A 24,276-nucleotide genomic window follows, 5' to 3' on the forward strand; every position below is an offset into this window, starting at 1 on the left:
GACTGCAGCCAGATCAGCCGCCGCCCATTTGCGCGGTCAATTTGATTCGCTATCCCCGGTAATCGCGCAGAAGGCTAGATCGGTGGTGAGGTAGGTCCGGTTAGCCACCCGCTCGCCCAGCCGCGAAACTGCCAGCCGGTCCGCCACCGGTCCCTTGACCTCGGCCAGATGCAGAGTCACGTCGGCATGCGAGAGGTCCTCTTCCAGATGCTCCAGCATCTCCAGGCCGCTGGCGTCGATATAGCTCACGGCGGTCATCACCAGCAGCACATGACGGGCCTCGGGCATCGCGGTGAGATGCTGGGCGACGTACTCCTCCACCTGGGCCGCATTGGCGAAGTAAATGTTCTCGTCGATGCGGATCACCACCAGGCTGGGATCAGTCTCGACTACATGACGGTTGACGTTGCGGAAGTGCTCGGTGCCCGGCACCCGGCCCATGACCGCCATGTGCGGCCGGCTGGTTCGCCACAGGTACAGCGCAAGCGACAGGCCTATGCCTACCAGCAGCCCTAGCTCGATACCCAGCACGAACACCGCCACGAAGGTCACGGCCAGCGCGGCGCCGTCCGCGCGGTCATAGGCCCAGGTGCGCCGGGCGGTATCCAGATCGATGAGCTGGGCAACGGCCACCACGATGATCGCGGCCAGCACCGCATTTGGCAGGTAATGAAACCAGGCGGTGAAGAACAGCGCCACCAAGGCCACCAGCACCGCGGTGATGATGGCCGCGAGCTGGGTCTGCGCCCCGGCATCGAAGTTGACCACCGAGCGGGAAAACCCACCCGCCACCGGCATGGTCCCGGCCACCGCCGCGGCCATGTTGGTAATACCCAGGGCGGTCAGTTCCTTGTTGGCATCGATCTTCTGACGCCGCCGGGCCGCCAGCACCTTGGCCACGGACACGCTTTCCACATACCCCACCAGCGCGATCAGCACGGCGGACGGGAACAGTTCGAGCCAGCCCTCGGCGGCGAAGAAGGACAGCGACGGCCACGGCAGCCCGGCCGGGATCGCCCCCACCACCGCCAGATCATGGGCGTTGTCGGCACCGAGCAGCGCCGCAACAACGGTGCTGCCGATCACAACCGCCAGGGGCGCGGTGCGGGACGCCAGGGTCGCCGCGCGGGCCGACAGCCCCAATCGCTGGAGCAGGCGCACCAGCGGCTGACGGCCGAGCACCAGCGCCACGATCGCAACCACGCCGAATACCAGCGTCACCACGTGGAGCTGGTCCAGTTGCTGAACGAAGGCATGCAGCGTTTCCAGCGCATGGCCGCGCTCGAGATCGATGCCGGTCAGGTGCTTGATCTGGCTGGCCATGATCAGCACCGCCGCACCGCTGGTGAAGCCAGAGAGCACCGGGTGGCTGATGAAACTCACCAGCGCGCCCAGCCGGAACAGCCCCAGCACCAGCAGAATCAGGCCGGTCTCGGCGGCCAGGATCATGGCGCCGGTCAGCCAAAGCGCCTGATCGCCGCCGGCGTAATGGCCCAGGGCACTGGCCACCATCAGGGCGGCGACCGCCACCGGCCCCACCGCCAGCGCCCGGCTGGTACCGAAGAAGGCATAGACGAAGGGCGGCACGATCGAGGCGTACAGCCCCATCTCCGGCGGCAGGCCGGCAAGCAGGGCATAGGCCATGCCCTGCGGCACCAGCAGGATGGCGGTGATCGCCCCGGCGATCAGATCATCCGTGCGGCTGCCCCGATCGGGCGCGGCGAGATGCTCGAACAGTGGCAGGAAGCGGGCCAGACGCATTACACCCGACCCGTCATCTCGATAGTGTGAAGTCGGCGACCACTCACCGCCCGCAGGCGAGATTAGCCGGCACCGCCACATCCATCAGCTTTGGGTCGGGCAGATCGAGGTTATTCATGATGGCCGCGTATTCCTCGGCGCTCTTGCCGGCCAGCCGCGGATTGTGACGGCGCTCCTCGGCGATCGACGACGCGGTGAAGCCCTTGTAGTCGTGGGCCGGGTAAACCAGGGTCTCGTCACCCAGGGTGAACAGCTTGTTCACGATGGAATCGTAGGACTTGTACGGGTCGCCGCCCTGGAAGTCGGTGCGGCCGGACCCCCGGATTAGCAGCACGTCGCCGGTGAACACGGCATCCTCCCGCTGACCGGCGCCATCCAGCACGAAACTGAAGGATTCATCCGTATGGCCCGGCGTATACAGCGCCTTGAGCCGCACCCCGTCGACATCGACGGTGTCGCCCTCGCGGACATGGTCGCTGACGCACTCGGCTTTGGTGAACTCACCCATCAGCGTCATGCAGTCGGTATGTTCGCGCAGATCGCCGAGCGCGGTAATGTGATCAGCATGGGTGTGGGTGTCGATGGCGCGCACCAGCTTCAGATCGAGCTGCTCGATCAGGCCCAGGTAGGCATCGGTCTGCTCCTTCACCGGATCGATGATCAGCGCTTCGCGGCCGCGGCCAGACGCGATCAGATAGGTGTAGGTGCTGGATTCCTTGTCAAAGAGCTGACGGAAGAGCATGTTCAACCTCCGGTTGATATATGCTTTAAAAGTATATCGATATTCTGTTAGCGTTAAGCTTAAGGATTCAGCCAGCGCAATTCAAGCGGCGAGGAGCGACCATGAGTCAGACAAGCGAACAGAAATCCCATGTCGTGGTGGTGGTCGGCGGCGGCGCCGGCGGCCTCTCGGTGGCCAGCGCCCTGCTGCGGCGGCAGCCCGACCTGGACGTCGCGGTGGTGGAACCGGCCAAGTGGCACTTCTATCAGCCCGGCTGGACGCTGGTAGGCGACGGTTCCATGACCGCCGAGCAGACCAAGCACCCCGAATCCGATCACATGCCGGACAAGGCCACCTGGCTTCGCAGCGCGGTGACCGGCTTTGATCCAGACAACAACCGGGTCACGCTGGAGAACGGCGATACGATCGGCTACAAGTACCTGGTGGTGGCCACCGGTCTGAAGCTGGACTGGAAGGCGGTCGACGGTCTGTGCGACACGCTGGGCGACAACGGCGTCACCTCCAACTACCGCTTCGACCTGGCCCCTTATACCTGCAAGCTGGCCAACGAACTCACCGGCGGCAATGCACTGTTCACCCAGCCGGCCATGCCGATCAAGTGCGCCGGGGCGCCGCAGAAAGCGCTCTACCTGACCGCCGACACCTTCCGTCGGCGCGGAGTATCCGTGAACCTGGCCTTCTACAATCAGGGCGGCGCCATGTTCGGCGTACCCGCCTACGCCCAGGCCCTGGACAAGGTGATTGCCAGCTACGGCGCTACCCCGCACTTTCACCATGATCTGATCGCGGTAGATGGCAAGAAGCAGAAAGCGACCTTCACCACGCCCGACGGGGACGTCACCCGCGATTTCGACATGCTGCACGTGGTCCCGCCCCAGTGCGCCCCGGACGTGATCCGCAATAGCCCACTGGCCGGCGACGCGGGCTGGATGACGGTGGACAAGAACAGCCTGCGCCACACGCGTTTCGAAAACGTCTGGGGTCTGGGCGACTGTACCGACACCCCCAATGCCAAGACCGCCGCCGCCGTGCGCCAGCAGTTTCCGGTGGTTACCGGCGGCATCCTGCATGCGCTGGGCCACGGCAACGGCGGCCGTGATTACGACGGCTACGGCGCCTGCCCGTTGACCACGTCCCGCGGTAAGGTGCTGATGGCGGAGTTCCGCTATGGCGGCGAGGTGGTATCCAGCTTCCCGATGGACCCGCGGGTACCCCGCTCCCTGCAATGGGGCGTCAAGCGCTACTTCTTTCCCTGGCTGTACTGGAACGTCATGCTCAAGGGCATCGACCTGAGCTGGCCAGGCCATAAGCCGCAGCCGGCACTGACCGCGATCGGCAAGTGAGGCGACAACCGCTCAGCAACGGCAGACACCAATCATGACCACGGCTAACGCCGACCTGATTCGAACCATGCGGGTGTTCGCGTGGATCGACCTGCCCATCGTGATGGTGATGGCCATTCCCGGCCTGTCGCACGGCTTGGTCAACCTGATCGGCATCATCGATGCCCTACTGGGATTCGGTAACGGCGTGGGCGCGTGGTCGCCTATGGCCTACCTGTTTCTCAACGTGGCGGGGGTTCTGGGCGTGCTGTGGGCGCTGATCCGACTGAGCCAGCCCGACAATCTGTCGCTGGTGCGGCTGGATGCCTGGGGCCGGCTGGCAGTAACCGGGCTGGTGGTCGGATACGTTGCAACCGGCGCGGTGACGCCGGTATTGCTGGTGTTTCTGATCAGCGAGCTCGTCGGGGCCGCGTTCGAATCCCGCGCGCTGGCGCGGAGCCGGTAGGCCTCAGCCGTAGCGGGACAGCAGGTCGGTGGCGAACTGCAGCCGCTGCTTGGGATCGTCGTCCGGTGACAGATTGGCGCAGTCGAGTTCTCGCTCCATCACGCAGGACAGCATGTTGTAGAAGGAACGGTCCAGCGCGCGGCGGGCTGCCGACATCTGCTGGGCCACCTGCTCGCAATCGGCCTCGCGATCGATCATCGCCTGGATGCCACGCAACTGGCCTTCCACCCGCTTGAGCCGCGAGATCAGGGCCGCTTTCTTGGACGACCACTCCGCCTCGAGTTCCGGCGGGATCGTGGTCGTTGCAACTGAAGACTGCATTTGCACTCCGGTGTATAGGCGCAATACTCCAATGAGTATAACAGCGGCCCGGCCGGCAAGTCATGACATGCCGGTCACGGCCACCAGCACCCCTACCGTCAGAATTCCCAGCCCGGTCAGGCGGTTGAACCATGGCGCAACGCAATAGCCGGACAATCGACGGGCAAATCCGAACCCGGCAACCGCCCCCAGCACCACCTGGCCGATCAGCATGCCGTCACCGATGCGCCCGAAGGCCCAGAACCAGCCCGCCCCGGCCAGGCCGGTGACAATCATCAGGAACAGTGTCGCCGCCAGCGTCTGACGGGCCGGCAGTCCGGCTACCCGCGTCACCAGTGGTCGGCTCAGCGCGCCACTGCCGGCCCCGAACAGCGCACCCGCCAGCGCCGCCGCCGCGCCGGTGATCAGCAGCTTGATCCGGGCCGCCATCGACAACGCCACGCTGGCCAGCTGCCCGGCCGGCAGCCGCGGTACGTTCAGGAAAAGACCGGCCCGCAGCCAGGGTTTTTCCGCAACCCGGGGCCAGAGCGCCAGGCCGGCCAGACTGGCGGCCAGCGCGAACAGCCCCGACCACAGGGCCGGCGGCAGCTGCGTGAGCAACAGGGCACCCAGCGGCGCGCCAATCAGCGCCCCGCCGCCCAGCCACAGCGACACGCCGGTATCCAGCGCCCGCGAGCGGGCGCCGTCGCCGGCACCCACCGCCCCCGCCAGCGCCCCGGCGCAAAGGGCAGCGATCACCGCCATCGGCGGCGACAGCCCGGCCCCCAGCATCAGCAGGCCGACACCGGCCAGGCCGCCGCCGGCGGGCGTCAGCCCCACGGCCAGTCCGAATACAATTCCCCACAACACCGTTATCATGCGCGCTGAATCCTGCTGTCTGCGTCCAACACCGGGTAGCTCATGCCAACCGACATCGTGAATTTCACGCCCTGGTCCGCGCTGGCCGGCGGCGCCCTCATCGGTCTCGCCGCCACGCTGTTCCTGCTGGCCAACGGCCGTATCGCCGGGATATCCGGCGTCCTGCATGGTGCCGTCCGCCAGGCCGAGGGCCGCGGCTGGCGGCTGCTGTTCATGGCGGGGCTGCTGGCCGGCACCGGCCTGTACGTCGCGCTGTTTCCGGGTGACCTCGAGCCCCGCGAAGGCTACCCCATGTGGCTGCTGATCGTCGCGGGGCTGCTGGTGGGCGCCGGTACCCGCTGGGGTGCCGGCTGCACCAGCGGCCATGGCGTGTGCGGCATCGCGCGCTGGTCGCGGCGATCGATTGCCGCCACCGTCGCCTTCATGGTGATCGGGGTGGTCAGCGCCAGCTGGCTGCGTCACCTGCTGGGGGTCTGATCATGGCACGCCATCTGATTGCATTGATTGCCGGCGGCATTTTCGGTTTCGGGCTGTCGCTGTCGCACATGGTGGATCCGAACAAGGTACTGGATTTTCTCGACCTGCCCGGCACCTGGGATCCCAGCCTGGCGCTGGTGATGGGCGGGGCGCTGGCGGTGACCGCCGTGACCTTTCCGCTGATTCTGCGCCGCCCCATGCCACTGTTCGACCAGCGCTTCCACATGCCGACCACAACGGCCGTCGACACCCGGCTGCTGGGCGGCGCCGCGCTGTTCGGGCTCGGCTGGGGGTTGTCCGGCTACTGCCCCGGTCCGGCGCTGGGGGCGATCGTGGTCAACTGGCAGGAAGGCGTGCCGTTCGTGGCCGCAGTGGTGATCGGCGGGATGGCGGTCGACTTCTACGAATTGTCGCGCACCGCGCGGGCCACCGCGGACGGCTGACCGGCGCGCGCTACGACGCGGAGGCGGTAACCTGTGCGTCTGAAGGCGGCGGAATGCGCAGCTCGGCGCCGATCCGGATGACATCCCGGCTGAGCTGATTGGCCTGACGTATGTCGGCCACGCTCACGCCGTAGCGCGCTGCAATACCCGACAATGTTTCCCCGGGGCGCACCTCGTGCATGCGCGCCCTGGCCAGATCGCGTCCGTCGCCGGGCCGGTAGCTGGCCACATAGTCGCGAATGCCGGACAGCATCGCCTGCGCGAGCTGGCGGCGATGGGCGCCGTCGCGCAGCTCGCGTTCCTCGCCCGGGTTGGAGATGAAGGCCGTTTCCACCAGCAGCGAAGGGATGTCCGGGGACTTGAGCACCAGGAAGCCGGCCTGCTGCACCTCGTGCTTGTGCAGATCGTTGATCTGGCGGATCTCGCGAAGTACGCGCCCGCCCACGTCGAGACTGGCCTCGATGCTGGCGCCCTGGGACAGATCGAGCATGAACGAGGCCAGATCGGCATCCTTGTTGCGCAGCGTGACGCCGCCAACCAGGTCGGCCGCGTTTTCCTGCTCGGCCAGCCAGCGGGCGTGTTCGCTGGTGGCCCCGCTACGCGACAGCACGTACACGGAAGAGCCCTTCGCGCGGCGATCCCGGAAGGCGTCGGCGTGCACCGAAATGAACAGATCGGCCCGCGCTTCCCGCGCCTTGTCCATGCGTTCACGCAGACCCACGTAATAGTCGCCGTTGCGGATCATCACCGGCCGCATGCCCGGTTCCGCGGCAATCAGCCGTTCCAGCTCGCGGGAAATCTTCAGCACGATGTCCTTCTCGCGCGTGCCGCTGGGGCCGACCGCACCCGGGTCCTCGCCCCCGTGACCGGCGTCGATGGCCACGACGAACTCCCGGCCGCCGTAGTGCGGCTCGGTCGCCTCGGGCTGCCGCTGGGGGTTGCTCGCGCCGTTTTCCAAATCCAGCACCAGGCGATGACCGTACTGCTGGTTGGGCTCGAGGGTGAACATGTTGGGGGCAACCGGTTCCGCCAGATCGAGCACCAGCCGCAGATCATCGCCGTTGCGCACGCCACTGCGCACCTGCCGGACGAATCCCTTGCCTTCGAAGTCCTTGGCCAGCGCCTCGGCACGGCGGGCATCGGGCACGTCCACCACCAGCCGGTCGGGGTTTTCCAGCCGGAACATGTCGTGCTTGAACGGCCCGGTCAGGTCGAAAACCACGCGGGTACGGTCGGGCGCCGCCCAGACGCGAACGTCCTGAAGCGTGTTGTTCTGGGCCCAGCCGGCGGCGCTGATCAGCGCTGCCAGCAGGGCCAGCGTTCGCCCGACATGCCGCATTGGCGTGTTCTCCCGCGAGCGTTTGACTGCCCAGGCTCCGGAAGCTACGCCGTTTTTTTTATCAATGCAAGATTTTTCTCATATTAAACAGCGGCTCCGGCTGCATACTTGAATTCCGACCTGAGGATAAGCCGCTATCCGCAGGCCATCTGTGCCTGCCAGGCATCCAGCCAGACCCCGCCAGCCTCGCCGGCGGCGGCGGCCTGCAGATGACGCCCCTGGCCGGCATAGGCCAGTCGCAGCGTCACATCGGGCGGCGGCAACCAGCCCTCGCCGTTGGCAAACCACTCCACCAACAGCCAGTCCCGCTCGCGATCGATATCGCGCAGCCCGAGAAAGGCCAGCTCTTCCGGATCGCTGATGCGGTAGAGGTCCAGGTGCAGTACCCGGAACTGTTCGAATTCGTAGGGCTCGACCAGTGTGTAGGTGGGGCTGACCACCGGCCCCGGATGCCCCAGTGCCTGCAGAAAGGCCCTGGCGAAGCTGGTCTTGCCGGCCCCGAGCGTACCCGCCAGCGACAGGCACAAGGGACGGGGCGCCCGCGGCAACGCAGCGGCGGCGGCCGACGCCAGCGATCGGGTGGCGGCGTCGTCGGGTAGTTCCCGGTTCACGATGAAGCCGGATTGGCCAGCGCCCGCAACGGCGCCAGGCAATCGCTTGGCAACAGGCCCCGTTCGCCGTCAGCCGCGGCCCGGTCCGCCGCCCGCCCGTGCAGACATACCCCCGCGACCGCCGCGGTGGCGGGATCGATGCCCTGGGCCAGCAGCCCGGCGATGGTGCCGGTCAGCAGATCCCCCATGCCGCCCACCGCCATGCCGGGATTGCCGGCGGTGCTCACCCAGAGCTCGCCGCGGCGATCGGCAATCAGCGTACCGGCGCCCTTGAGGACCGCCATCGCGCTATAGCGTTCGGCCAGCGCGGCAGCCGCCGCGGGCCGGTCGGCCTGAACATCCGCAGTCGCGCAGCCCAGCAGGCGGCCGGCCTCCCCCGGATGGGGCGTGATGATCCAGTTGTCGCGTGCCGGCGGTCGGTTCTCGGCGATCACGTTGAGGGCATCGGCATCGACCACCAGCGGCCGATCAGACATCAGCACCCGCTCGAGCAGGTCCCGGGCCCAGTTGTCGGTGCCCAGGCCAGGCCCGATCGCCACCACCGTGGCGCGGTCCAGCAATGCATCCAGGTCTGCCGCCGCGGTCATATCGCGGCACATCAGCTCCGGTCGTGCCTGGGTCATCGCCGCCGCCTGACCGCCGCGGGTGGCCACACTGACCAGCCCGGCACCGACCCGGAGCGCGGCCTCGGCCGCCAGGCGCGCGGCGCCGCCCATGCCGGTGTTGCCGCCGACGCACAGCACATGGCCGTGATCCCCCTTGTGCGCATCCCGCCGCCGGCGCGGCAGCGCGGCCGCCAGCCAGGTGTCATCCGGCTGGCTGGCCAGCCAGGGCATATCCGCATAGGCGCGGTCCGGCGCCTCCAGTTCATGCAGCGTCACCTCGCCGGCATGCGCCGGGCCGGCGCCGGTGACCAGGCCGAGCTTGGCGCCGATGAAAGTGGCCGTCACATCGGCGCGAACGGCCTCACCCCAGATCGCGCCGGTGTCGGCATCCAGGCCCGAGGGAATGTCGACCGCCAGCACCCCCGCCCCCTGCTCGCCGGCCCGGTTGATGGCCTGCACTGCCGCCAGAAAATCACCGGCCAGCGGCCGCCCCAGTCCGGTACCCAGCAGGGCATCCACCGCCACGTCGGCATCGGCCAGCGCCTCGGCCGAGCTGTCGGTGAGAACCCCGCCCGCCCGCATGAAGGCCTGGTAAGCCCGATGCGCATCGCCGGTCAGACGCTCGGGATTGCCCGGGAACCAGACGCGCACGGTCATCGCCGATGCCAGGCCGCGAGCGGCGATCAGAAAGCCATCGCCACCGTTGTTGCCCGGGCCGCAGACCACCGCCAGGCGGTCAGCTTCGGGCCAGCGTCCGCACAACGCCTGGAAGCCGGCATCGGCAGCCCGGTGCATCAGGTCGAAGCCGGGGATGCCGAATTCATCGATCACGCGACGATCCAGCGCCGCCACCTGGGCGGCGCCGTAGAACCGGGTGATGGTCGACAACGCCGGCATCAGCGTCGCCGCAGCCGATCCAGCAGGGATCGCGTGGCGGCGTCCAGGTGCCGGGTATCGTCATTCGACCAGGCCGCGAGAATGTCGTCGGCCAGCGTCTTGCCCAGTTCCACCCCCCACTGGTCGAAGCTGTTGATGCCCCAGATCACCCCCTGCACGAACACCTTGTGCTCGTAGGCCGCGATCAGGGCACCCAGGCGGCGGGCGTCGAGCCGGTCCAGCAGCAGCGTGCTGCTGGGTCGATTGCCCGGGAACGAACGCTGCGCGGCCAGTACCGGATCGCCGCTGCTGCCGGACAGGGTCTCGGCCTCGGGCCGGCCATGCATCAGCGCGGCGGCCTGGGCCAGGCAGTTGGCGGCCAGTTGCCGGCTACGGTCATCGTCGGCGGTCGGGGTCACCAGGATGAAATCCACCGACAGCACGTCGGTGCCCTGGTGCAGCATCTGGAAGAAAGCGTGCTGGGCATTGGTGCCCTCGCCGCCCCATACCTGGGGCACCGTAGCCACGGCCGTAGCATCGCCGTCGGACGTCACGGACTTGCCGTTGCTTTCCATTTCCACCTGCTGCAGCCAGGTGGGGAACAAAGCCAGACGATGCGCGTACGGCACCACCACCTGCCCGGTCAGACCCAGAAAATTGCGATTCCACACCCCCAGCAGCGCCATCACCACCGGAAGATTCTCGGCCAGCGGTGCCTGCCGGAAGTGGTTATCCATATCATGCGCCCCGGCCAGCAGCTCGCGGAACACCGTCATGCCCCGGGCCAGTGCCACCGCCAGCCCGGCGGCCGACCACAGCGAGAACCGCCCCCCGACCCAGTCCCAGAAGCCGAATACCCGCTCGATGCCGAAGGCCTGCGCGGCAGGAATATTGGTGGACACCGCCACGAAATGACGCGCCACCGCGGTCTCGTCCGGCGCAGCGGCCAGCAGCCAGTCGCGGGCCGCCCGGGCATTGGCCAGGGTTTCGGCGGTACCGAAGGATTTGGAGGTGACCACGAACAGGGTGGTGGCCCGGTCCAGCGTGGCCAGAATGCCGTCCAGGTCGGCGGGGTCGACATTCGCCGCGAAGTGGACGCGAAGATCATCGGGCTCTCGGGCCAGCGCCTGCGCGACCATTCGCGGTCCGAGATCCGAGCCGCCGATGCCGATATTCACCACATCGGTGATCGCATGCCCGGCAAAGCCGGGCCAGCTACCGTCACGCACCTGTCCCACGAACCTGTCGATGTCGTCGAGCACGGCATGAACGTCGGCCGGATAGCCCTGGCCTGCCGGCGCCCGCAGGGCCACATGCCAGGCCGCGCGCCGCTCGCTGCGATTGATCGGCTCGCCGGCGAACATCGCCCGGATGGCGTCGGGTACCCAGCATTCGCCGGCCAGGGCGGTCAGCGCGGCCATCACATCGGCATCGAGGCGTTGCCGGCTGAAGTCATAGACTAGGCCGTCGACTGCCAGGCACAGCGAATCCGCGCGCCGGGCGTCGCGCTCGAACAGAGTCGACAGGTGAGTGCCCGCGAGCCGATCACGGGCGGCTTCCAGGCTCGCCCAGGCCGGGCGGTCGATGGGATACGCCACCGGGGCGCGCCGTGGGCTCGCGGCTTCCGGCCCTAGGCCGCCTGCACCGGGATGGTGTTGCTGGTGCGGGTGACCTGGTTGTGTTCGTCCAGGTAGATCAACCGCGGCTTGTGTGCGTGGGCTTCGGCCTCGCTCATGCGGGCGTAGGCGCAGATGATCAGCCGGTCGCCGGGCTGGGCCTTGTGCGCGGCCGCGCCGTTCACCGAAATCACCCGCGAGCCGCTTTCGGCGCGGATCGCGTAGGTGGAGAACCGCTCGCCGTTACCCACGTTGTAGATCTCGATCTGTTCATAGGGAAGAATCCCGGCGGCCTCGAGCAGATCCCCGTCGATGGCGCAGGAGCCCTCGTAATCCAGTTCGGCGTGCGTGGTGCACGCGCGATGCAGCTTTGCCTTGAGCAGCGTCACAAACATGACGATCACCCTGCTTGAAAACGGATGGGTTGGGATGGCATTCGACCGGAGGCGCAATGTAGCCCATGGGTCCGGACAGGTCCAGTGACCGGGGCCACCGCCCGACCGCGCCCGCGCCGCCCGGTTTCTCGTCGAATCGATGGCCGGCCGTGGGCGAGTTTGCCGCGCTGCGGCATGATAGCCGACTTCAGCCGCGCGGCGCTACTGCCACGTTATCGATCAGGCGCGCGCGACCCAGATGCACCGCCGCCAGCACGCGTTGGCCGGCTGCCGGGTCCGCGCTGGCACGGTCCGGGCGCGAGAGATCGCCGTTGCGGATTTCCACGTAATCCGGCGCCAGTCCCCGGGCCTGCAGCCGGCCGGCGATGTCGGCCTCGATTGCCGACGCGTCGGTATCCCCCGCCGCGATGCGCTCGGCCCCCTCGCGCAAAGCCGCGTGCAGGGCCGGTGCCAGCTCGCGCTCCTCGGTGGTCAGATACTGATTGCGCGAGCTCATGGCCAGGCCGTCGGGTTCGCGCAGGGTCGGCACACCGACGATTTCCACCGGCCAGTGAAGGGCGGCGACCAGACGCCGGATCACCACCAGCTGCTGATAGTCCTTTTCGCCGAATACCGCGATATCCGGCTGCACCTGATTGAACAGCATGCTCACCACCGTGGTCACGCCGGCGAAATGACCGGGGCGGCGGGCCCCGCACAACCCTTCCGTCACCCCCTCGACACGCACCGTCGCCACACCCGGCCCCAGCGGGTACATGACCCGGCTGCCCGGCGCATACAGGACATCCACGCCGGCGGCCGCCAAGCGTTCGGCATCCTGGTCCAGGGTACGGGGATAGCTGTCGTAATCCTCGCCGTCGCCGAACTGCAGCGGGTTGACGAACACACTGGCAACGACGATCCCGCCCAGCTTGCGCGCCGCCTCCACCAGGGCGATGTGGCCCGCGTGCAGGTTGCCCATGGTGGGCACCAGACACACCGGCCCACGGTCCGCGGCCCGTGCCGCGGCCAGCGCACGGCGCAGTTCGGCGATGTCGTGAAGGGTCTGCATGCCAGGTACGGTTGCGGCGCTCGACCGGGCCGCGCTCAGCTGAAGCAGTGCTCCGGCGCCGGATAGCTACAGTCGCGCACCGAGTCGACATAGGTGCGCACCGCGGATTCGATGTCGGCCGCCCCCTGCATGTAGTCACGCACGAACCGCGGCTTGCGGCCGGGCCAGATGCCGAGGATGTCGTAGATCACCAGAATCTGGCCGTCCACGTCCGGGCCCGCGCCGATGCCGATCACCGGAATCTTCGCATTGGCGGTGATTTCCGCGGCCAGCGACGAGGGCACGCATTCCAGCAGCAGCAGGTCGGCGCCGGCGTCTTCCAGCAGGCGGGCGTCGCGAAGCATCGCCTGGGCGGCAGCATCGCCCCGCCCCTGCACCGAGAAGCTGCCCAGCTTGTGCACCAGCTGCGGCTGCAGGCCGATGTGACCGCAAACCGGCACCCCGCGAGTGCTCAGATGCTCGACCGTTTCGGCCTGGATTTCGCCGCCCTCGAACTTGACCATCTGCCCGCGGCCTTCCTGCATCAGCCGCTTGGCGGTATCCAGCGCCTGGTGCTTGGTGGCGTAGGACAGAAACGGCATGTCGGTGATCAGGAACGGGCGATACAGACCGGCGGCCACCGCCCGGCTGTGATAGACCATGTCGTCCACGCTCACCGGCACGGTGGAATCCGCCCCCTGGAAGACCATGCCCAGGGTATCGCCGACCAGCACCACGTCCACGCCGGCGCGATCCTCCAGCGCCGCGAAGCTGGCGTCGTAGGCGGTCAGGCAGGCGATCTTCTCGCCCGCTTGCTTCATCCGGGTCAGGTCGGACAGCGTGACCGGCCGCTCCGGACGCTCCTGCAGATGGGGGTAAAGCGTTCCTTTCATGGCGGGCGCGACTATAGCACCTCGGGGCGATTCGTCATTGCCAACGCCGGGCCGGGCAGGTCCACCCGCCGGGCGGGCGAATCCAGCGCCGCCAGCAACCGCTGATAGTCCTCGTCGTTGCCGACCAGGTCCATCTGCTCGGCATTGACGGTGACCAGCGGCGCGTCCTGATAGTGGCTGAAATAGGCGGCATAGCTCTCGATCACCCGGGCCAGGTAGTCGGGGTCGAGGTTGTGCTCCTCCGGCCGGGCCCGCTGGCGCACCCGGGACATCAGGGTATCGCGCGGCGCGTACAGATAGATCAGCTTGTCCGGCGCCGGGGCCTGCCAGGCCAGCCGGGTGTAGATGTCCTCGTAGAGCGTCCACTCCGGCCCCGACAGCGTCAGCCGGGCGAACAGCGGGTCCTTCTCGAACATGAAATCGGTGATGCGGCGCTGGTGGAACAGGTCGCGTTGGCGCAGCGTCTCGGTCTGGCGGGCCCGCTGCAGCAGAAAGAACAGCTGCGCCGGTAGCGCGTTGGCCGCGGGCTGGTCGTAGAAGGCACCGAGAAACGGATTCTCCTCGGGCGCTTCCAGCAACAGATCGGCGGACCAGGTCTCGGCCAGCCGCCGCGCCAGCGTGGTCTTGCCCACGCCGATCGGGCCCTCCACCGCCACATAGCGCCAGTCGATCACGAGGCCGCCGCCGCCCAGGGCCGCACGCCCTGATCGCCGAGCCCGGCCGCCAGCGTCGCCGCCGCGCCCTGCCCCGGGATTTGCAGGTCCGGCGCCACGCTGACCAGGGGCACCAGTACGAAGGCCCGCTCGGCCAGCCGCGGATGGGGCACGGTGAGGGTCGGCAGATCGATCCGCCGGTCGCCATAGACAAGCATGTCAAGATCCAGCGTGCGCGGGCCCCAGCGGCGCGTGCGGCGGCGCCCGGCCGCCTGTTCGATCGCCTGCAGGGCCTCGAGCAGCGCCAGTGGTTCGAGATCCGTATCCAGCCCCGCCACGGCGTTGCAGAAATCCGGCTGGTCGGTCACCCCGACCGGGGCGCTGCGAAAAAGGTCGGATACCGGGCCGGGGCGGCTGTCCGGCAGACCCGCGAGGGCGGTGAGGCCCGCCCGGACCTGCCCGGCCGGGTCATCGAGATTGCTGCCGAGCCCGATCCAGACCCGGTTCATTCGCCCTGTTTCTGGCGGTTGCGTCCGCCGCGCCGACGCCGGCCCCCGCGCCGGCCGCGCCCACGGCCGCCGTTCGACGCCTCGCCCTCGGGCTCGGCGGGCGGCGGTGCCTGATCACTTTCCTGAATATCCGTCCACCACTGCGCCAGTTCCGCGGGCTCCTCGCCCACTTCGGCCCGCAACAGCAGGAAATCATAGGCCGCCCGGAAACGCGGATGCCCCATCAGGCGAGCCGGCGCCTTGCCCCGGCGGCGCTGGAAGCGCGGCTGCAGGGTCCAGATTTCGCGCATGGGCACGGAGAAGCGCTTGGGAATGCTGACGCGCTGGACCTGATCGGCCAGTACCTCCCGCTGAGCCATGGCCATCGCCGGGACCGGCGGCATACCGTCCGCGGTCAGGCTGTCGGCGCGCCTCTTTACCGCCGGCCACAGGAACGCGGCATACAGGAACGCCGGCGTCACCGGCCGGCCCTCGCGGATTCGCTGGCCGGTGTTCTCGATCGCCCGGCGGATCAACCGGCTATGTGCCTCGCCATCGGGCCCTTTCAGCGCCTCAGCCGCCTCCGGGAACAGCGGCCCGAACAGATTGTAGTGCAGCAGCTGGTCGAAACAGACCGCCCCGTCCGGCGTCATCAGCAGCTTGAGTACCTCGTCGAACAGCCGCGCTGCCGGCACGTCGGCCAGCAACCCGCCCAGTCGGTACAGGGGCGCCTCGGTGGCCGGTTCGATGGTCAAATCCAGTTTCGCCGCGATACGCACCGCCCGCAGCATGCGAACGGGGTCTTCGCGGTAGCGGGTGTCCGGGTCGCCGATCAGCCGCAGCTGACGATCGGCCACATCCGCCATGCCACCGACATAGTCGTGGATGCCGAAGTCGCTGATGTCGTAATACAGGCCGTTGATGGTGAAATCGCGGCGCCGCGCATCTTCCTCAATACTGCCGAACACGTTGTCGCGCAGGATACGGCCGGCGTCATCGGTCACGTGGTCATCCGAGTCGGAATCGGCCTCGGCGCCGGCCACATCGGCACGGAAGGTCGACACCTCGATGATCTCTCGCCCGAAACGGACATGCGCCAGCCGGAAGCGTCGGCCGATCAACCGCGAATTGCGGAACAGGTCCCGCACCTGATCCGGCGAGGCGTCCGTGGCCACGTCGAAATCCTTGGGCTGGGCACCAAGCAGCAGATCGCGGACACCGCCGCCGACGATGCAGGCACGAAAACCCGCATCCTTGAGCCGATAGAGAACCTTTAGCGCGCTGTCCGAGATGTCGGCCCGGGAGATCGGATGCTCCGGACGCGGAATGACAACCGGCGAACTAATACGATGCCTCTTTCTGAATCGCTTGAATAGAATCATTGGTGACCAAGTCGGGGGGCTGTATAATACCGATTCGGCGATATCCTCGCTGAAAACCTGCCCCCACGCTCCCTTCGTCTAGCGGTTAGGACGCGGCCCTCTCAAGGCTGAAACACGGGTTCGATTCCCGTAGGGAGCGCCAGGCAAACCCATTTCAGAACATTTCAGCTCTTTTCAGTTCGCTCCATAATTCCATTTTTAAGAGAAATAACAAGAGCATACAATTTTCATATCGTTCCGAAGCGTTCTGTTACGTTGCAAAGCGGTAAGATTGAAAACTGAGTAACCATTCAGTACTGTAGGCGCGTGTGAGTAACGACTCGTTTGGTCATATAGCCAAATCCGCACCATGGCAGTAAAAGTAAATCGCTTGATCGCGACCAATCTACGCGACCTCATAACTACGAAGATCCCGGACAAGCAGTACCTGATTAACGACGGTGGGGGACTCTGGGGAATCGTAAGCCCAAGAGGCAAGATCTACTGGCGTTTTCGCTACCGGTGGCAAGGCCGGCCCCAAATGATTTCTCTTGGCATCTACCCTAGCGTCTCCCTGAAGTCGGCGCGAGAGAAACGCGATGAAGCCAGAGAAAACCTCCGGCATGGCCGTCGACCAATCTCTAACTCCATACGCCGTGCCGGATTCAGCAGGGATGGTACGTCTTTTAACGAAGTGCTGAAGTTGTGGTCCCAGTCAATGACTAAAACTACATGGGGCCCGCAGACTGCCAGAGATACTGAGCGGCGCCTTCAAAACCATGCCTACCGCTACTTCGAGGGCGTCATGGCGGACGACGTTGACACCCCTATGCTTGCCCGCGCTATTCAATTATCCATGCAACGTCAGCATACGAAGGGCCCTGGCTCCGAAATCGCGCATAAACTGCGGCGCGATTTTAGACGAGCCCTAGAGTTTGCTCATGAGATGGGCTATCGCAAACCGCAACCACCGATGATGCCGAAGCGAATAATCCCTCCCCGGCGTCACAACCCTCAACCGGCTATCCTCGACCCCACCGAACTCGGCGCCTTTCTTCGCGCTGTTGACGCGTATCAAGGATCAATCGAAGTTGTAATCGCACTTCAAATATCGCCGCATGTATTTATGCGGCCAGGTGAGATCAGAAACGGCTTATGGACGGAGGTGACGCTAGAAGGTGATGATCCTAGATGGGTCGTACCAACCAGCCGAATGAAGCGAAAGAATCGTGCTAATCACATAGTCCCTTTATCCCCCTACGTAGTAGACAGGCTTCGATTGTTGAGAGACTGCAACCCCGGCAGCCCCCTCATGTTCCCCGGCCGAAACCATTCTGATGGTCGCACCATTTCCGAAAATTCACTCCTAGCCGCCATGACCCGCATGGGTTACGAACGAGGCTCCACGGTTACCTCTCACGGCTTTAGACACACGGCGACCACCCTGCTCAACCAGTTTCGCGATCATCACCCAGGACACGCAGACGCCATTGAGCTCCAGATGGCCCACACGCCCGACAATCTTGTGCGTGCCGTATACCATCACGCGCAGTACCTGGAAGAACGCCGCGGCATGATGCATTGGTGGTCAGCGTATCTCGAACGTTTAAAAGCAGGGATCCCAGACGCACACTTCAACTGACCTTTCCCCCGAATCAGGTCCATTGGGTTCTACCGCGTTAATGCGGACACATCCAACAAGGCTCGCCATTGAGCTCCCAAAGGAGTGTCTATGTCGCGACGCAAACGCTACGGCGCCGCGATCTATGCCGGTCTGAGCGCCTGAGGAGCGACCCACGAGCGCTTCGTTGTGCCCGGCCCGTCCGTCGCCTGCGGATGGAGCCGCTAGTCGGCCCGGCGACGAATACGACGCTCAGTGCGGTCCGAAGAACACCGGTTATCGGACACCAGAGGCGGCTGCCCACAACGAAGATCATATTCGCTATGCTGCCAGCGGGGCACAAGAACTGATACCGGTGCGGGGGCGCCACAGTCGTGGCGGCAATTTCATGGAATATTTAATCCTGTTTTCGCTAATTGTCGGGGGCGTGGTGTGGCTGTCCCGGTTTGCCGGCACATCCGCCAAGCGCGTGCGCAAGTCTTCGCGACGCAAACCGAAGTCTTCGGATTACGATGGCGACATCCGCCTCAAGGTGACGATTTCGGGCGGCTCGGATTGGGACCGTGAATTCTCACGTGACCTCAGCACGGACTTCGACCGGTACTGGGTGCCCCAAGGGCAATCGGTCACCGTGCAGGGCTATTCGATCGACGGCGGTCTCGTCTACGTCGGTAAAGACCTGGCGTCAGCACATGGGTATGCGGTCGAGCCCGCCCTGATCGATCCCGACCTCAAGGTGAATCGCGAGCGCCCCGATCATCACGGGGGTGGCATGGGCTACTGGCCCAGCTACGACGATATTCCGCCGCGTTGCCGGGCTGGCTACCTGGACTGGCTGGCGGACGGACGGCGCCGGCCGGACGCTTACATCGGGTATGTATTCCTGTATCTGTACGGGCTGGAGCGGCGGATTCTGCACGACCATGCGCACGGCGCTGCGGACCACACCGAGCGCAAGGCGATTTTCGATGAGGTAAAACGGCTGTTAAAGCTGTATGGCGACAACCACTCATTCAGCCGCTACGCGCAGGACTTTCTCTTTGCGATCTACCTCGGTTCCGGCGAGATTGACCTGACGAGCCGGCCGCCGGTCGTGATGCACAATGCCAACGATCTCCCCGCCCCGCTCAAGCTGGGTCTGGGCCAGTTCGCCGAGGCCGGACGATCCATTCCGGCGGACTGGGCGCTTGCCTGGGTACTGCAAGACCCGCAGTTTCGACTACGAACCCCGGCCCGGCGATGCCACGCTGAGTTCAAAACGCTGTTCAAACAGCTCTACGCCGACCGCCACGGCGACGGACTGGTGGTGAAACCGAACAAGACACCGGTTTCGGTCAGCTACCGGCCAGCCAGCGGCGGCATGCGCGGCAGATGGGACGTCTACAAGGGCCCGCCCGTGGCCGACATCACCATCCTCAAGCGGCCCCATACCCAGCTCGCGGCGATCGTGGACGAAGCCACGGACAAGCTGGATGCCTACAGCCGCTTTATTGGCAAGGACGAGGCCGGGCGCGACAGCCTACAAGGCCTAGCGCTACTGCCGCCGGAACTGGACGGCAAGACCCGAAACCCGGGTCTGGAAGCACTACGCACGGACGTCGAGCAGCACCTGAACGACGGCGACGCCGCGGTGCTGCCCGCTTCGACCTTGCTGACCCATCTACCCACCGACAAGCCCGATCGCCTGTCTAAAAAGGAGGCCGTGCTACTGGTGCAGTTACTGGAAAAGCTCGGCCTGGGGCTGGAGCCGGACGTGCGTTTTACCGGCATGAAACCCAAGCCCGCGGATCAGGTCGTTGTATTCAGGCAGGCCGACGATGCCCCATCCGCACCGACCCAGGCCTATGAGGCGGCCGCCCTGGTGCTGCGGCTCGCGGCCATGGTCTCGGCAGCCGACGGCGAGGTCTCGCCGGAAGAAAAGCAACACCTGGAACAACACATCGAGACCAGCCTTTCCCTGGAGCCGGCCGAGCGCCGCCGCCTCCGCGCGCACTTGCATTGGCTGTTGCAACAGGAGCAAGGCATGGCCGGGCTAGCCGCCAAGCTCGGCGAACTGACTTCGGCGCAGAAGGCCACCATGGCCGAACTGCTGATCACGGTTGCGGCGGCGGACGGGCGTATCGACCCCGACGAAGTCAAGCTGCTGGAGAAGCTTTACAAGCGGCTGGATATAGATGCCGAGCGCGTCGTCACCGATATCCACGCCATGACCGCCGAACCGTCCACCGGGCCGGTGACCGTCCGCCCCGCTGGCCCAACGGACGAAGGTTATCGCATTCCCGAGCCGGAGCTGGAAGTCTCATCCTCGACATCGAGCACCGGTCGGGCCGCGCTCGATCCCGGCGCCCTGCAACGCAAGTTGGCCGAGACGGCACAGGTGTCGAACATTCTGGGCGGTATCTTCGCCGAGGATGACGAGGAAGCCGCCGACCCCGATACCGAAGCTGCACCCGACGCGCCCGAGGAAGCAAGCCTAGCCGGGCTGGATGCCGCCCATAGCCGTTTCCTGCGCCAATTGGCCACGAAGGATGACTGGGAGCGCGCGGAGCTAGAGACTCTGGCCGACCGCTATGGCCTTTTACTTAACGGCGCACTGGACACCATCAACGAAGCCGCCTTTGATACCTGCGACGCGCCGTGCATTGACGAAGAAGACGACGCTCTCACAGTGGATCGAGCGATATACGAGGAGATGACCGCATGAGCCGCATCCGCGAAAAAGAACGCCGCGCGATACTCGATTCCCTGCGAGCCGGCGTGGTTCCCCGCGTGGGTCAGCAGCACATTCAGGTCGGCCGGGCCGCCGAGGTGCAGGCCTTGCTCAAGGACATTGACACGATCGCCGACGAGGGCTCGGCGATCCGCTTCATCATAGGCGAGTACGGCTCCGGCAAGACGTTCTTCCTGAACCTAATCCATTCGATCGCACTGGAGCGCAAGCTGGTTTCGACCTGCGCCGATCTGACGCCGGACCGCCGCCTGCACGCGACCGGCGGCCAGGCTCGCGCGCTATACGCGGAGCTGATGCGCAACATCTCCACCCGGGCCAAGCCCGATGGCGGCGCCCTGGCCAGCATCGCCGAGCGCTTCATCTCCCAGAGCCTTCAACAAGCGCGCGAGACCGGTAGCTCGCCCGGCTCGACCATCCACGAACGTCTAGCCCAACTGACCGAGATGACCGGCGGCTACGATTTCGCCTTGGTTCTGGAGGCCTACTGGCAGGGCCATGACAGCGGCAACGAACAACTCAAGGGCGACGCCGTGCGCTGGATGCGCGCGGAGTTCAGCACCAAGACCGATGCCCGCAAGGCCTTGGGCGTGCGCACCATCATCGACGACGCCAACTGCTACGACCACCTCAAGCTGATGGCCCGCTTCGTGCGACTGGCCGGCTACAACGGTTTACTGGTCGCCCTGGATGAGCTGGTCAACCTGTTCAAGTTATCCAGCTCGCAAGCGCGGAAGAGCAACTACGAGCAGATTCTGCGTATCCTCAACGACACCCTCCAGGGTAGTGCCGAGGGGCTGGGCTTTCTCATGGGCGGGACGCCGGAATTCCTTATGGATCCCCGCCGGGGCCTGTACAGCTACGAAGCCCTGCAAACCCGCCTGGCGGAAAACCGATTTGCCCGCGACGGGCTGGTGGACTACAGCGGACCCGTGATCCGTCTCGCCAATCTCTCGCAAGAAGACCTCTACATCCTATTGCAGAAGATCCGCCACGTCATGGCCGCCGGGGACGCATCCGCCTATCTCGTGCCCGAAGAGGCCTTGACCGCATTCCTGGACCACTGCCACGAACGTATCGGGGCCGCCTACTTCAAGACGCCGCGTAATTCGATCAAGGAGTTTGTCGCCCTGCTATCCGTACTGGAGCAGAACCCTGGCCAAGACTGGCGTGAGCTTATCGGGCAGGTTGAGGTTGAATCAGACGGACCGGAGGAAATCGAGGCGCTAGACGATGAAGCCGGCGACGACAGCGAGCAAGAGCAGTTGCACGGATTTCAGTTGTAGGCGTTTCGTCGTCAATGCAGCCTGTCCCTTGCTATTCGGTGGCGACATTAGGTTGTCGCAGCTCCGGCCAAGCCGCGTTCAGCCCTTCGGTGGCGTGCGTCTGCTTGGAGCGCTTGCATCCTGGTACTGAATAGCGCCCGTGTCCACACCGGAGCCATCCGAAGCGTTCGAATCGCTCCACCCGGCCATGCAGAAATGGGTCTGGCGCCAGGGCTGGGCCGCGCTGCGCGCCACGCAGGAACAGACCATTCCCGCCGTGCTGGGCGGCGACTGCGATGTGATCGTTGCCGCAGCCACCGCCGGCGGCAAGACCGAGGCGGCCTTTCTGCCAATCCTATCCCGGCTGCTGGCCGGCGGCGATGACGACGCCGGCATGGGGCTGGCGCTGTATATCTCGCCACTGAAAGCGCTGATCAACGATCAATACGGCCGGTTGGATCTGATGACGGACGGCCTGGACCTGCCGGTGGTCCCGTGGCACGGCGACATCCCCCAAAAGCTCAAACACGGGTTCCTGAAACACCCTCGGGGCATGCTGCTGATCACGCCGGAGTCGCTGGAAGCGATCTGCGTGACCCATGGCCATCGTCTGGCCAGCCTGTTCGAGCGGCTGGAATACGTGGTGGTGGACGAACTCCACGCCTTCATCGGCGTGGAGCGCGGCATGCAGTTGCAGTCGCTAATGCACCGTCTGGAACTCGTGATCCGCCGACGGGTACCGCGCGTGGGATTATCGGCCACGCTGGGCGACATGCAGCTCGCCGCCGGATTTTTGCGTCCGGCCGGGGCGCAATCGGTGCGGACCATCGTGTCCACCGAAGATGCCGGCGAACTGAAACTGCAAATCCGCGGCTACCGGCAGGTGCCGCCGGCGCTGTCGCCCAGGCAGGCGGAAGCGACGGAGGAAAGCGGTGCGGAAGTGGCCGTGGAGGACACCATCCAGGGCGATGTTCTAGACATCAGCCAGCATCTGTTCCAGGTGCTGCGGGGCACGAATAACCTCGTATTCGCAAACAGCCGCGGGAACGTGGAGACCTACGCCGATCTGCTTCGCCGACAGTGCGAGCAACTGCGCGTGCCGGTGGAGTTCTTCCCCCATCACGGCAGCCTGTCCAAGGAACTTCGTGAGCATGTGGAGACCGGGCTCAAGGCACAGACGCAGCCGGTAACCGCAGTGTGCACCTCGACGCTGGAAATGGGCATCGACATTGGCTCAGTCGCGAGCATCGCCCAGATCGGTCCGCCGCATCAGGTGGCGAGCATGCGCCAACGTCTGGGGCGCTCGGGGCGCCGCGGCGAGGCTGCTGTCCTGCGCATCTACATCCAGGAACGCGAGATCGACCACAAGACGCCAGCACCGGATCGGCTGCGCCCTGCCCTATTCCAGGCTGTTGCCATGACGGAATTACTGCTGTCGCGTTGGACCGAGCCACCCCTCCATGGGGCTCTGCACTTGTCCACGCTCATCCAGCAGATCCTTTCCGTGATCGCACAGCATGGCGGTACCACCGCGCAGGGTCTATGGAACGCGCTGTGCGAGAACGCACCGTTCGCCGCCGTGGGCCAAGACAACTTCGTCGCGCTACTACGACGGATGGGCCGGACCGGGCTGCTGAGCCAGAGTGCGGACGGCACTCTGCTTCACGGCGAAGTCGGTGAGCGGATCGTCAATCACTACAGCTTCTTCGCCGCCTTCACCACGCCCGAAGAATTCACTCTCGCCGTCGACGGTAAGGTCATCGGCACGCTGCCCATCGACCGCCCGGTGGCCGAAGGCGATTACCTGATATTCGCTGGCCGCCGCTGGCGCGTTTTGCGTCTGGACATGACGCACAAGCGCATTGATCTGGCCCGTGCCGGCGGCGGGCGCGCACCGACATTCGGCGGCACCGCCGGCATCGTCCACGACGTGGTCCGCGCCGAGATGCATGACCTGTATTGCGGCCAAGAAGTGCCCGTGTACCTGGACGCCGGGGCGCAGGAATTGCTGGCAGAAGGGCGCCACCACTTCCACGATCTGGGGCTGGACAGGACGGCCTTCCTGGACGCCGGCGAGGACGTGTTCGTGTTCCCCTGGGCCGGCGATATCGCGTTGGATACGCTAGCGGCCATGCTGACCGAGTCTCGTATTCGAACGCAGCGCGAGGGCGTTTACCTGTGCGCCCGCGACACGACCACGGCGGCAGTCCAAGAAGCGCTGAAACGCATCGCTGCTCGTGACCAGCCTGCCCCCGTCGAACTGGCCGCGAACGTGGAGAACAAGGCCAGCGAAAAATATGACGAGTTTCTGGACGACGACCTACTCAGTGTGGACTGGGCCAGCCGGCGCCTGGATGCAAATGCCGCTCTGCAAATAGTGCAGCGGCTTTGTGCCAGCAATTAGT

Annotated in this window: 22 protein-coding genes and 1 tRNA gene; 9 read left to right on the forward strand and 14 right to left on the reverse strand. The window is 65.8% G+C overall.

Features of this window, described 5'->3' with window-relative positions; translation table 11 throughout:
* Positions 1 to 36 precede the first annotated feature (36 nt).
* Positions 37 to 1,761, reverse strand: a complete 1,725-nt coding sequence (locus RM532_RS03890) for a SulP family inorganic anion transporter (RefSeq protein ID WP_311651836.1) — start codon at positions 1,759 to 1,761, stop codon at positions 37 to 39.
* A 43-nt stretch (positions 1,762 to 1,804) separates the two neighbouring features.
* Positions 1,805 to 2,503, reverse strand: coding sequence for an MBL fold metallo-hydrolase (locus RM532_RS03895; RefSeq protein ID WP_311651837.1), 699 nt, complete (start codon positions 2,501 to 2,503; stop codon positions 1,805 to 1,807).
* A 101-nt stretch (positions 2,504 to 2,604) separates the two neighbouring features.
* Here RM532_RS03895 and RM532_RS03900 point away from each other — a divergent pair, with 101 nt between their 5' ends.
* Entirely contained in the window at positions 2,605 to 3,846 is a 1,242-nt protein-coding gene (locus RM532_RS03900) for an NAD(P)/FAD-dependent oxidoreductase (protein WP_311651838.1), read from the forward strand.
* Positions 3,847 to 3,880: 34 nt separating this feature from the next.
* Positions 3,881 to 4,291, forward strand: coding sequence for a hypothetical protein (locus RM532_RS03905; RefSeq protein ID WP_311651839.1), 411 nt, complete (start codon positions 3,881 to 3,883; stop codon positions 4,289 to 4,291).
* Positions 4,292 to 4,294: 3 nt separating this feature from the next.
* Here the strand turns inward: RM532_RS03905 and RM532_RS03910 are convergent, their stop codons facing one another.
* Both RM532_RS03910 and RM532_RS03915 read right to left on the reverse strand, forming a co-directional pair.
* Positions 4,295 to 4,612 carry a metal-sensing transcriptional repressor gene (locus RM532_RS03910; protein ID WP_311651840.1) on the reverse strand — a complete coding sequence of 106 codons (318 nt, stop codon included), beginning with the start codon at positions 4,610 to 4,612 and terminating at the stop codon, positions 4,295 to 4,297.
* A gap of 60 nt (positions 4,613 to 4,672) precedes the next feature.
* A complete protein-coding gene (locus RM532_RS03915) occupies positions 4,673 to 5,470 on the reverse strand; it encodes a TSUP family transporter (protein WP_311651841.1) in 798 nt (265 codons plus the stop codon).
* A 42-nt stretch (positions 5,471 to 5,512) separates the two neighbouring features.
* Between RM532_RS03915 and RM532_RS03920 the strand changes: the two genes are divergently transcribed.
* Positions 5,513 to 5,947 carry a YeeE/YedE family protein gene (locus RM532_RS03920; protein WP_311651842.1) on the forward strand — a complete coding sequence of 145 codons (435 nt, stop codon included), beginning with the start codon at positions 5,513 to 5,515 and terminating at the stop codon, positions 5,945 to 5,947.
* A gap of 2 nt (positions 5,948 to 5,949) precedes the next feature.
* Positions 5,950 to 6,390 (forward strand): DUF6691 family protein, encoded by a 441-nt coding sequence (locus tag RM532_RS03925; RefSeq protein WP_311651843.1) that lies wholly within the window; start codon positions 5,950 to 5,952, stop codon positions 6,388 to 6,390.
* A gap of 10 nt (positions 6,391 to 6,400) precedes the next feature.
* Here the strand turns inward: RM532_RS03925 and RM532_RS03930 are convergent, their stop codons facing one another.
* The 10 genes from RM532_RS03930 to pcnB all read right to left on the reverse strand — a co-directional run bounded on the left by RM532_RS03930 (position 6,401) and on the right by pcnB (position 16,278).
* Complete coding sequence (locus tag RM532_RS03930; RefSeq protein ID WP_311651844.1) at positions 6,401 to 7,729, reverse strand: N-acetylmuramoyl-L-alanine amidase; 1,329 nt, start codon at positions 7,727 to 7,729, stop codon at positions 6,401 to 6,403.
* 134 nt (positions 7,730 to 7,863) lie between these two features.
* Complete coding sequence (tsaE, locus tag RM532_RS03935) at positions 7,864 to 8,343, reverse strand: tRNA (adenosine(37)-N6)-threonylcarbamoyltransferase complex ATPase subunit type 1 TsaE (RefSeq protein ID WP_423246879.1); 480 nt, start codon at positions 8,341 to 8,343, stop codon at positions 7,864 to 7,866.
* Entirely contained in the window at positions 8,337 to 9,842 is a 1,506-nt protein-coding gene (locus tag RM532_RS03940) for an NAD(P)H-hydrate dehydratase (protein ID WP_311651846.1), read from the reverse strand. The genes tsaE and RM532_RS03940 overlap by 7 nt, the downstream gene beginning before the upstream one ends.
* On the reverse strand, positions 9,842 to 11,419 hold the full coding sequence (gene pgi, locus RM532_RS03945) for a glucose-6-phosphate isomerase (protein WP_311651847.1): 1,578 nt from the start codon (positions 11,417 to 11,419) through the stop codon (positions 9,842 to 9,844). The genes RM532_RS03940 and pgi overlap by 1 nt, the downstream gene beginning before the upstream one ends.
* A 32-nt stretch (positions 11,420 to 11,451) precedes the next feature.
* A complete protein-coding gene (gene panD, locus RM532_RS03950; protein ID WP_311651848.1) occupies positions 11,452 to 11,832 on the reverse strand; it encodes an aspartate 1-decarboxylase in 381 nt (126 codons plus the stop codon).
* Positions 11,833 to 12,019: 187 nt separating this feature from the next.
* Complete coding sequence (gene panC, locus RM532_RS03955; protein ID WP_311651849.1) at positions 12,020 to 12,883, reverse strand: pantoate--beta-alanine ligase; 864 nt, start codon at positions 12,881 to 12,883, stop codon at positions 12,020 to 12,022.
* A 35-nt stretch (positions 12,884 to 12,918) separates the two neighbouring features.
* Positions 12,919 to 13,755, reverse strand: coding sequence for a 3-methyl-2-oxobutanoate hydroxymethyltransferase (panB, locus tag RM532_RS03960; RefSeq protein ID WP_311651850.1), 837 nt, complete (start codon positions 13,753 to 13,755; stop codon positions 12,919 to 12,921).
* A gap of 11 nt (positions 13,756 to 13,766) precedes the next feature.
* Entirely contained in the window at positions 13,767 to 14,429 is a 663-nt protein-coding gene (locus tag RM532_RS03965; RefSeq protein ID WP_311651851.1) for a deoxynucleoside kinase, read from the reverse strand.
* The gene (gene folK / locus RM532_RS03970; protein ID WP_311651853.1) at positions 14,426 to 14,917 is read right to left on the reverse strand and encodes a 2-amino-4-hydroxy-6-hydroxymethyldihydropteridine diphosphokinase; all 492 of its coding nucleotides are present in this window, start codon (positions 14,915 to 14,917) and stop codon (positions 14,426 to 14,428) included. Before folK ends, RM532_RS03965 begins: the two co-directional genes overlap by 4 nt.
* The gene (gene pcnB / locus RM532_RS03975) at positions 14,914 to 16,278 is read right to left on the reverse strand and encodes a polynucleotide adenylyltransferase PcnB (protein ID WP_311651854.1); all 1,365 of its coding nucleotides are present in this window, start codon (positions 16,276 to 16,278) and stop codon (positions 14,914 to 14,916) included. Before pcnB ends, folK begins: the two co-directional genes overlap by 4 nt.
* Positions 16,279 to 16,345: 67 nt before the next feature.
* Between pcnB and RM532_RS03980 the strand changes: the two genes are divergently transcribed.
* The 5 genes from RM532_RS03980 to RM532_RS04000 all read left to right on the forward strand — a co-directional run bounded on the left by RM532_RS03980 (position 16,346) and on the right by RM532_RS04000 (position 24,275).
* Positions 16,346 to 16,420, forward strand: a tRNA-Glu gene (locus RM532_RS03980).
* A gap of 207 nt (positions 16,421 to 16,627) precedes the next feature.
* Positions 16,628 to 17,899, forward strand: a complete 1,272-nt coding sequence (locus RM532_RS03985; RefSeq protein ID WP_423246878.1) for a tyrosine-type recombinase/integrase — start codon at positions 16,628 to 16,630, stop codon at positions 17,897 to 17,899.
* Between the two features lie 367 nt (positions 17,900 to 18,266).
* Positions 18,267 to 20,582, forward strand: a complete 2,316-nt coding sequence (locus RM532_RS03990) for a tellurite resistance TerB family protein (protein WP_311651856.1) — start codon at positions 18,267 to 18,269, stop codon at positions 20,580 to 20,582.
* Positions 20,579 to 21,892: an ATP-binding protein gene (locus tag RM532_RS03995; protein ID WP_311651857.1), complete on the forward strand. Its 1,314-nt coding sequence runs from the start codon at positions 20,579 to 20,581 to the stop codon at positions 21,890 to 21,892. The genes RM532_RS03990 and RM532_RS03995 overlap by 4 nt, the downstream gene beginning before the upstream one ends.
* Positions 21,893 to 22,031: 139 nt before the next feature.
* The gene (locus RM532_RS04000; protein WP_311651858.1) at positions 22,032 to 24,275 is read left to right on the forward strand and encodes a DEAD/DEAH box helicase; all 2,244 of its coding nucleotides are present in this window, start codon (positions 22,032 to 22,034) and stop codon (positions 24,273 to 24,275) included.
* The last annotated feature ends 1 nt before the right edge of the window (position 24,276 follow it).

Source organism: Spectribacter hydrogenoxidans (genome assembly GCF_031846275.1).
GTDB lineage: Bacteria > Pseudomonadota > Gammaproteobacteria > Nevskiales > Salinisphaeraceae > Spectribacter > Spectribacter hydrogenoxidans.

Excerpts from the sequence above, each read along its gene's own strand:
- RM532_RS03890 (WP_311651836.1), bottom strand. The coding sequence starts at position 1,761 with ATGCGTCTGGCCCGCTTCCTGCCACTGTTCGAGCATCTCGCCGCGCCC.
- RM532_RS03895 (WP_311651837.1), bottom strand. The coding sequence starts at position 2,503 with ATGCTCTTCCGTCAGCTCTTTGACAAGGAATCCAGCACCTACACCTAT.
- RM532_RS03900 (WP_311651838.1), top strand. The coding sequence starts at position 2,605 with ATGAGTCAGACAAGCGAACAGAAATCCCATGTCGTGGTGGTGGTCGGC.
- RM532_RS03905 (WP_311651839.1), top strand. The coding sequence starts at position 3,881 with ATGACCACGGCTAACGCCGACCTGATTCGAACCATGCGGGTGTTCGCG.
- RM532_RS03910 (WP_311651840.1), bottom strand. The coding sequence starts at position 4,612 with ATGCAGTCTTCAGTTGCAACGACCACGATCCCGCCGGAACTCGAGGCG.
- RM532_RS03915 (WP_311651841.1), bottom strand. The coding sequence starts at position 5,470 with ATGATAACGGTGTTGTGGGGAATTGTATTCGGACTGGCCGTGGGGCTG.
- RM532_RS03920 (WP_311651842.1), top strand. The coding sequence starts at position 5,513 with ATGCCAACCGACATCGTGAATTTCACGCCCTGGTCCGCGCTGGCCGGC.
- RM532_RS03925 (WP_311651843.1), top strand. The coding sequence starts at position 5,950 with ATGGCACGCCATCTGATTGCATTGATTGCCGGCGGCATTTTCGGTTTC.
- RM532_RS03930 (WP_311651844.1), bottom strand. The coding sequence starts at position 7,729 with ATGCGGCATGTCGGGCGAACGCTGGCCCTGCTGGCAGCGCTGATCAGC.
- RM532_RS03940 (WP_311651846.1), bottom strand. The coding sequence starts at position 9,842 with ATGCCGGCGTTGTCGACCATCACCCGGTTCTACGGCGCCGCCCAGGTG.
- panD (WP_311651848.1), bottom strand. The coding sequence starts at position 11,832 with ATGTTTGTGACGCTGCTCAAGGCAAAGCTGCATCGCGCGTGCACCACG.
- panC (WP_311651849.1), bottom strand. The coding sequence starts at position 12,883 with ATGCAGACCCTTCACGACATCGCCGAACTGCGCCGTGCGCTGGCCGCG.
- panB (WP_311651850.1), bottom strand. The coding sequence starts at position 13,755 with ATGAAAGGAACGCTTTACCCCCATCTGCAGGAGCGTCCGGAGCGGCCG.
- folK (WP_311651853.1), bottom strand. The coding sequence starts at position 14,917 with ATGAACCGGGTCTGGATCGGGCTCGGCAGCAATCTCGATGACCCGGCC.
- pcnB (WP_311651854.1), bottom strand. The coding sequence starts at position 16,278 with ATGATTCTATTCAAGCGATTCAGAAAGAGGCATCGTATTAGTTCGCCG.
- RM532_RS03985 (WP_423246878.1), top strand. The coding sequence starts at position 16,628 with ATGGCAGTAAAAGTAAATCGCTTGATCGCGACCAATCTACGCGACCTC.
- RM532_RS03990 (WP_311651856.1), top strand. The coding sequence starts at position 18,267 with ATGGAATATTTAATCCTGTTTTCGCTAATTGTCGGGGGCGTGGTGTGG.
- RM532_RS03995 (WP_311651857.1), top strand. The coding sequence starts at position 20,579 with ATGAGCCGCATCCGCGAAAAAGAACGCCGCGCGATACTCGATTCCCTG.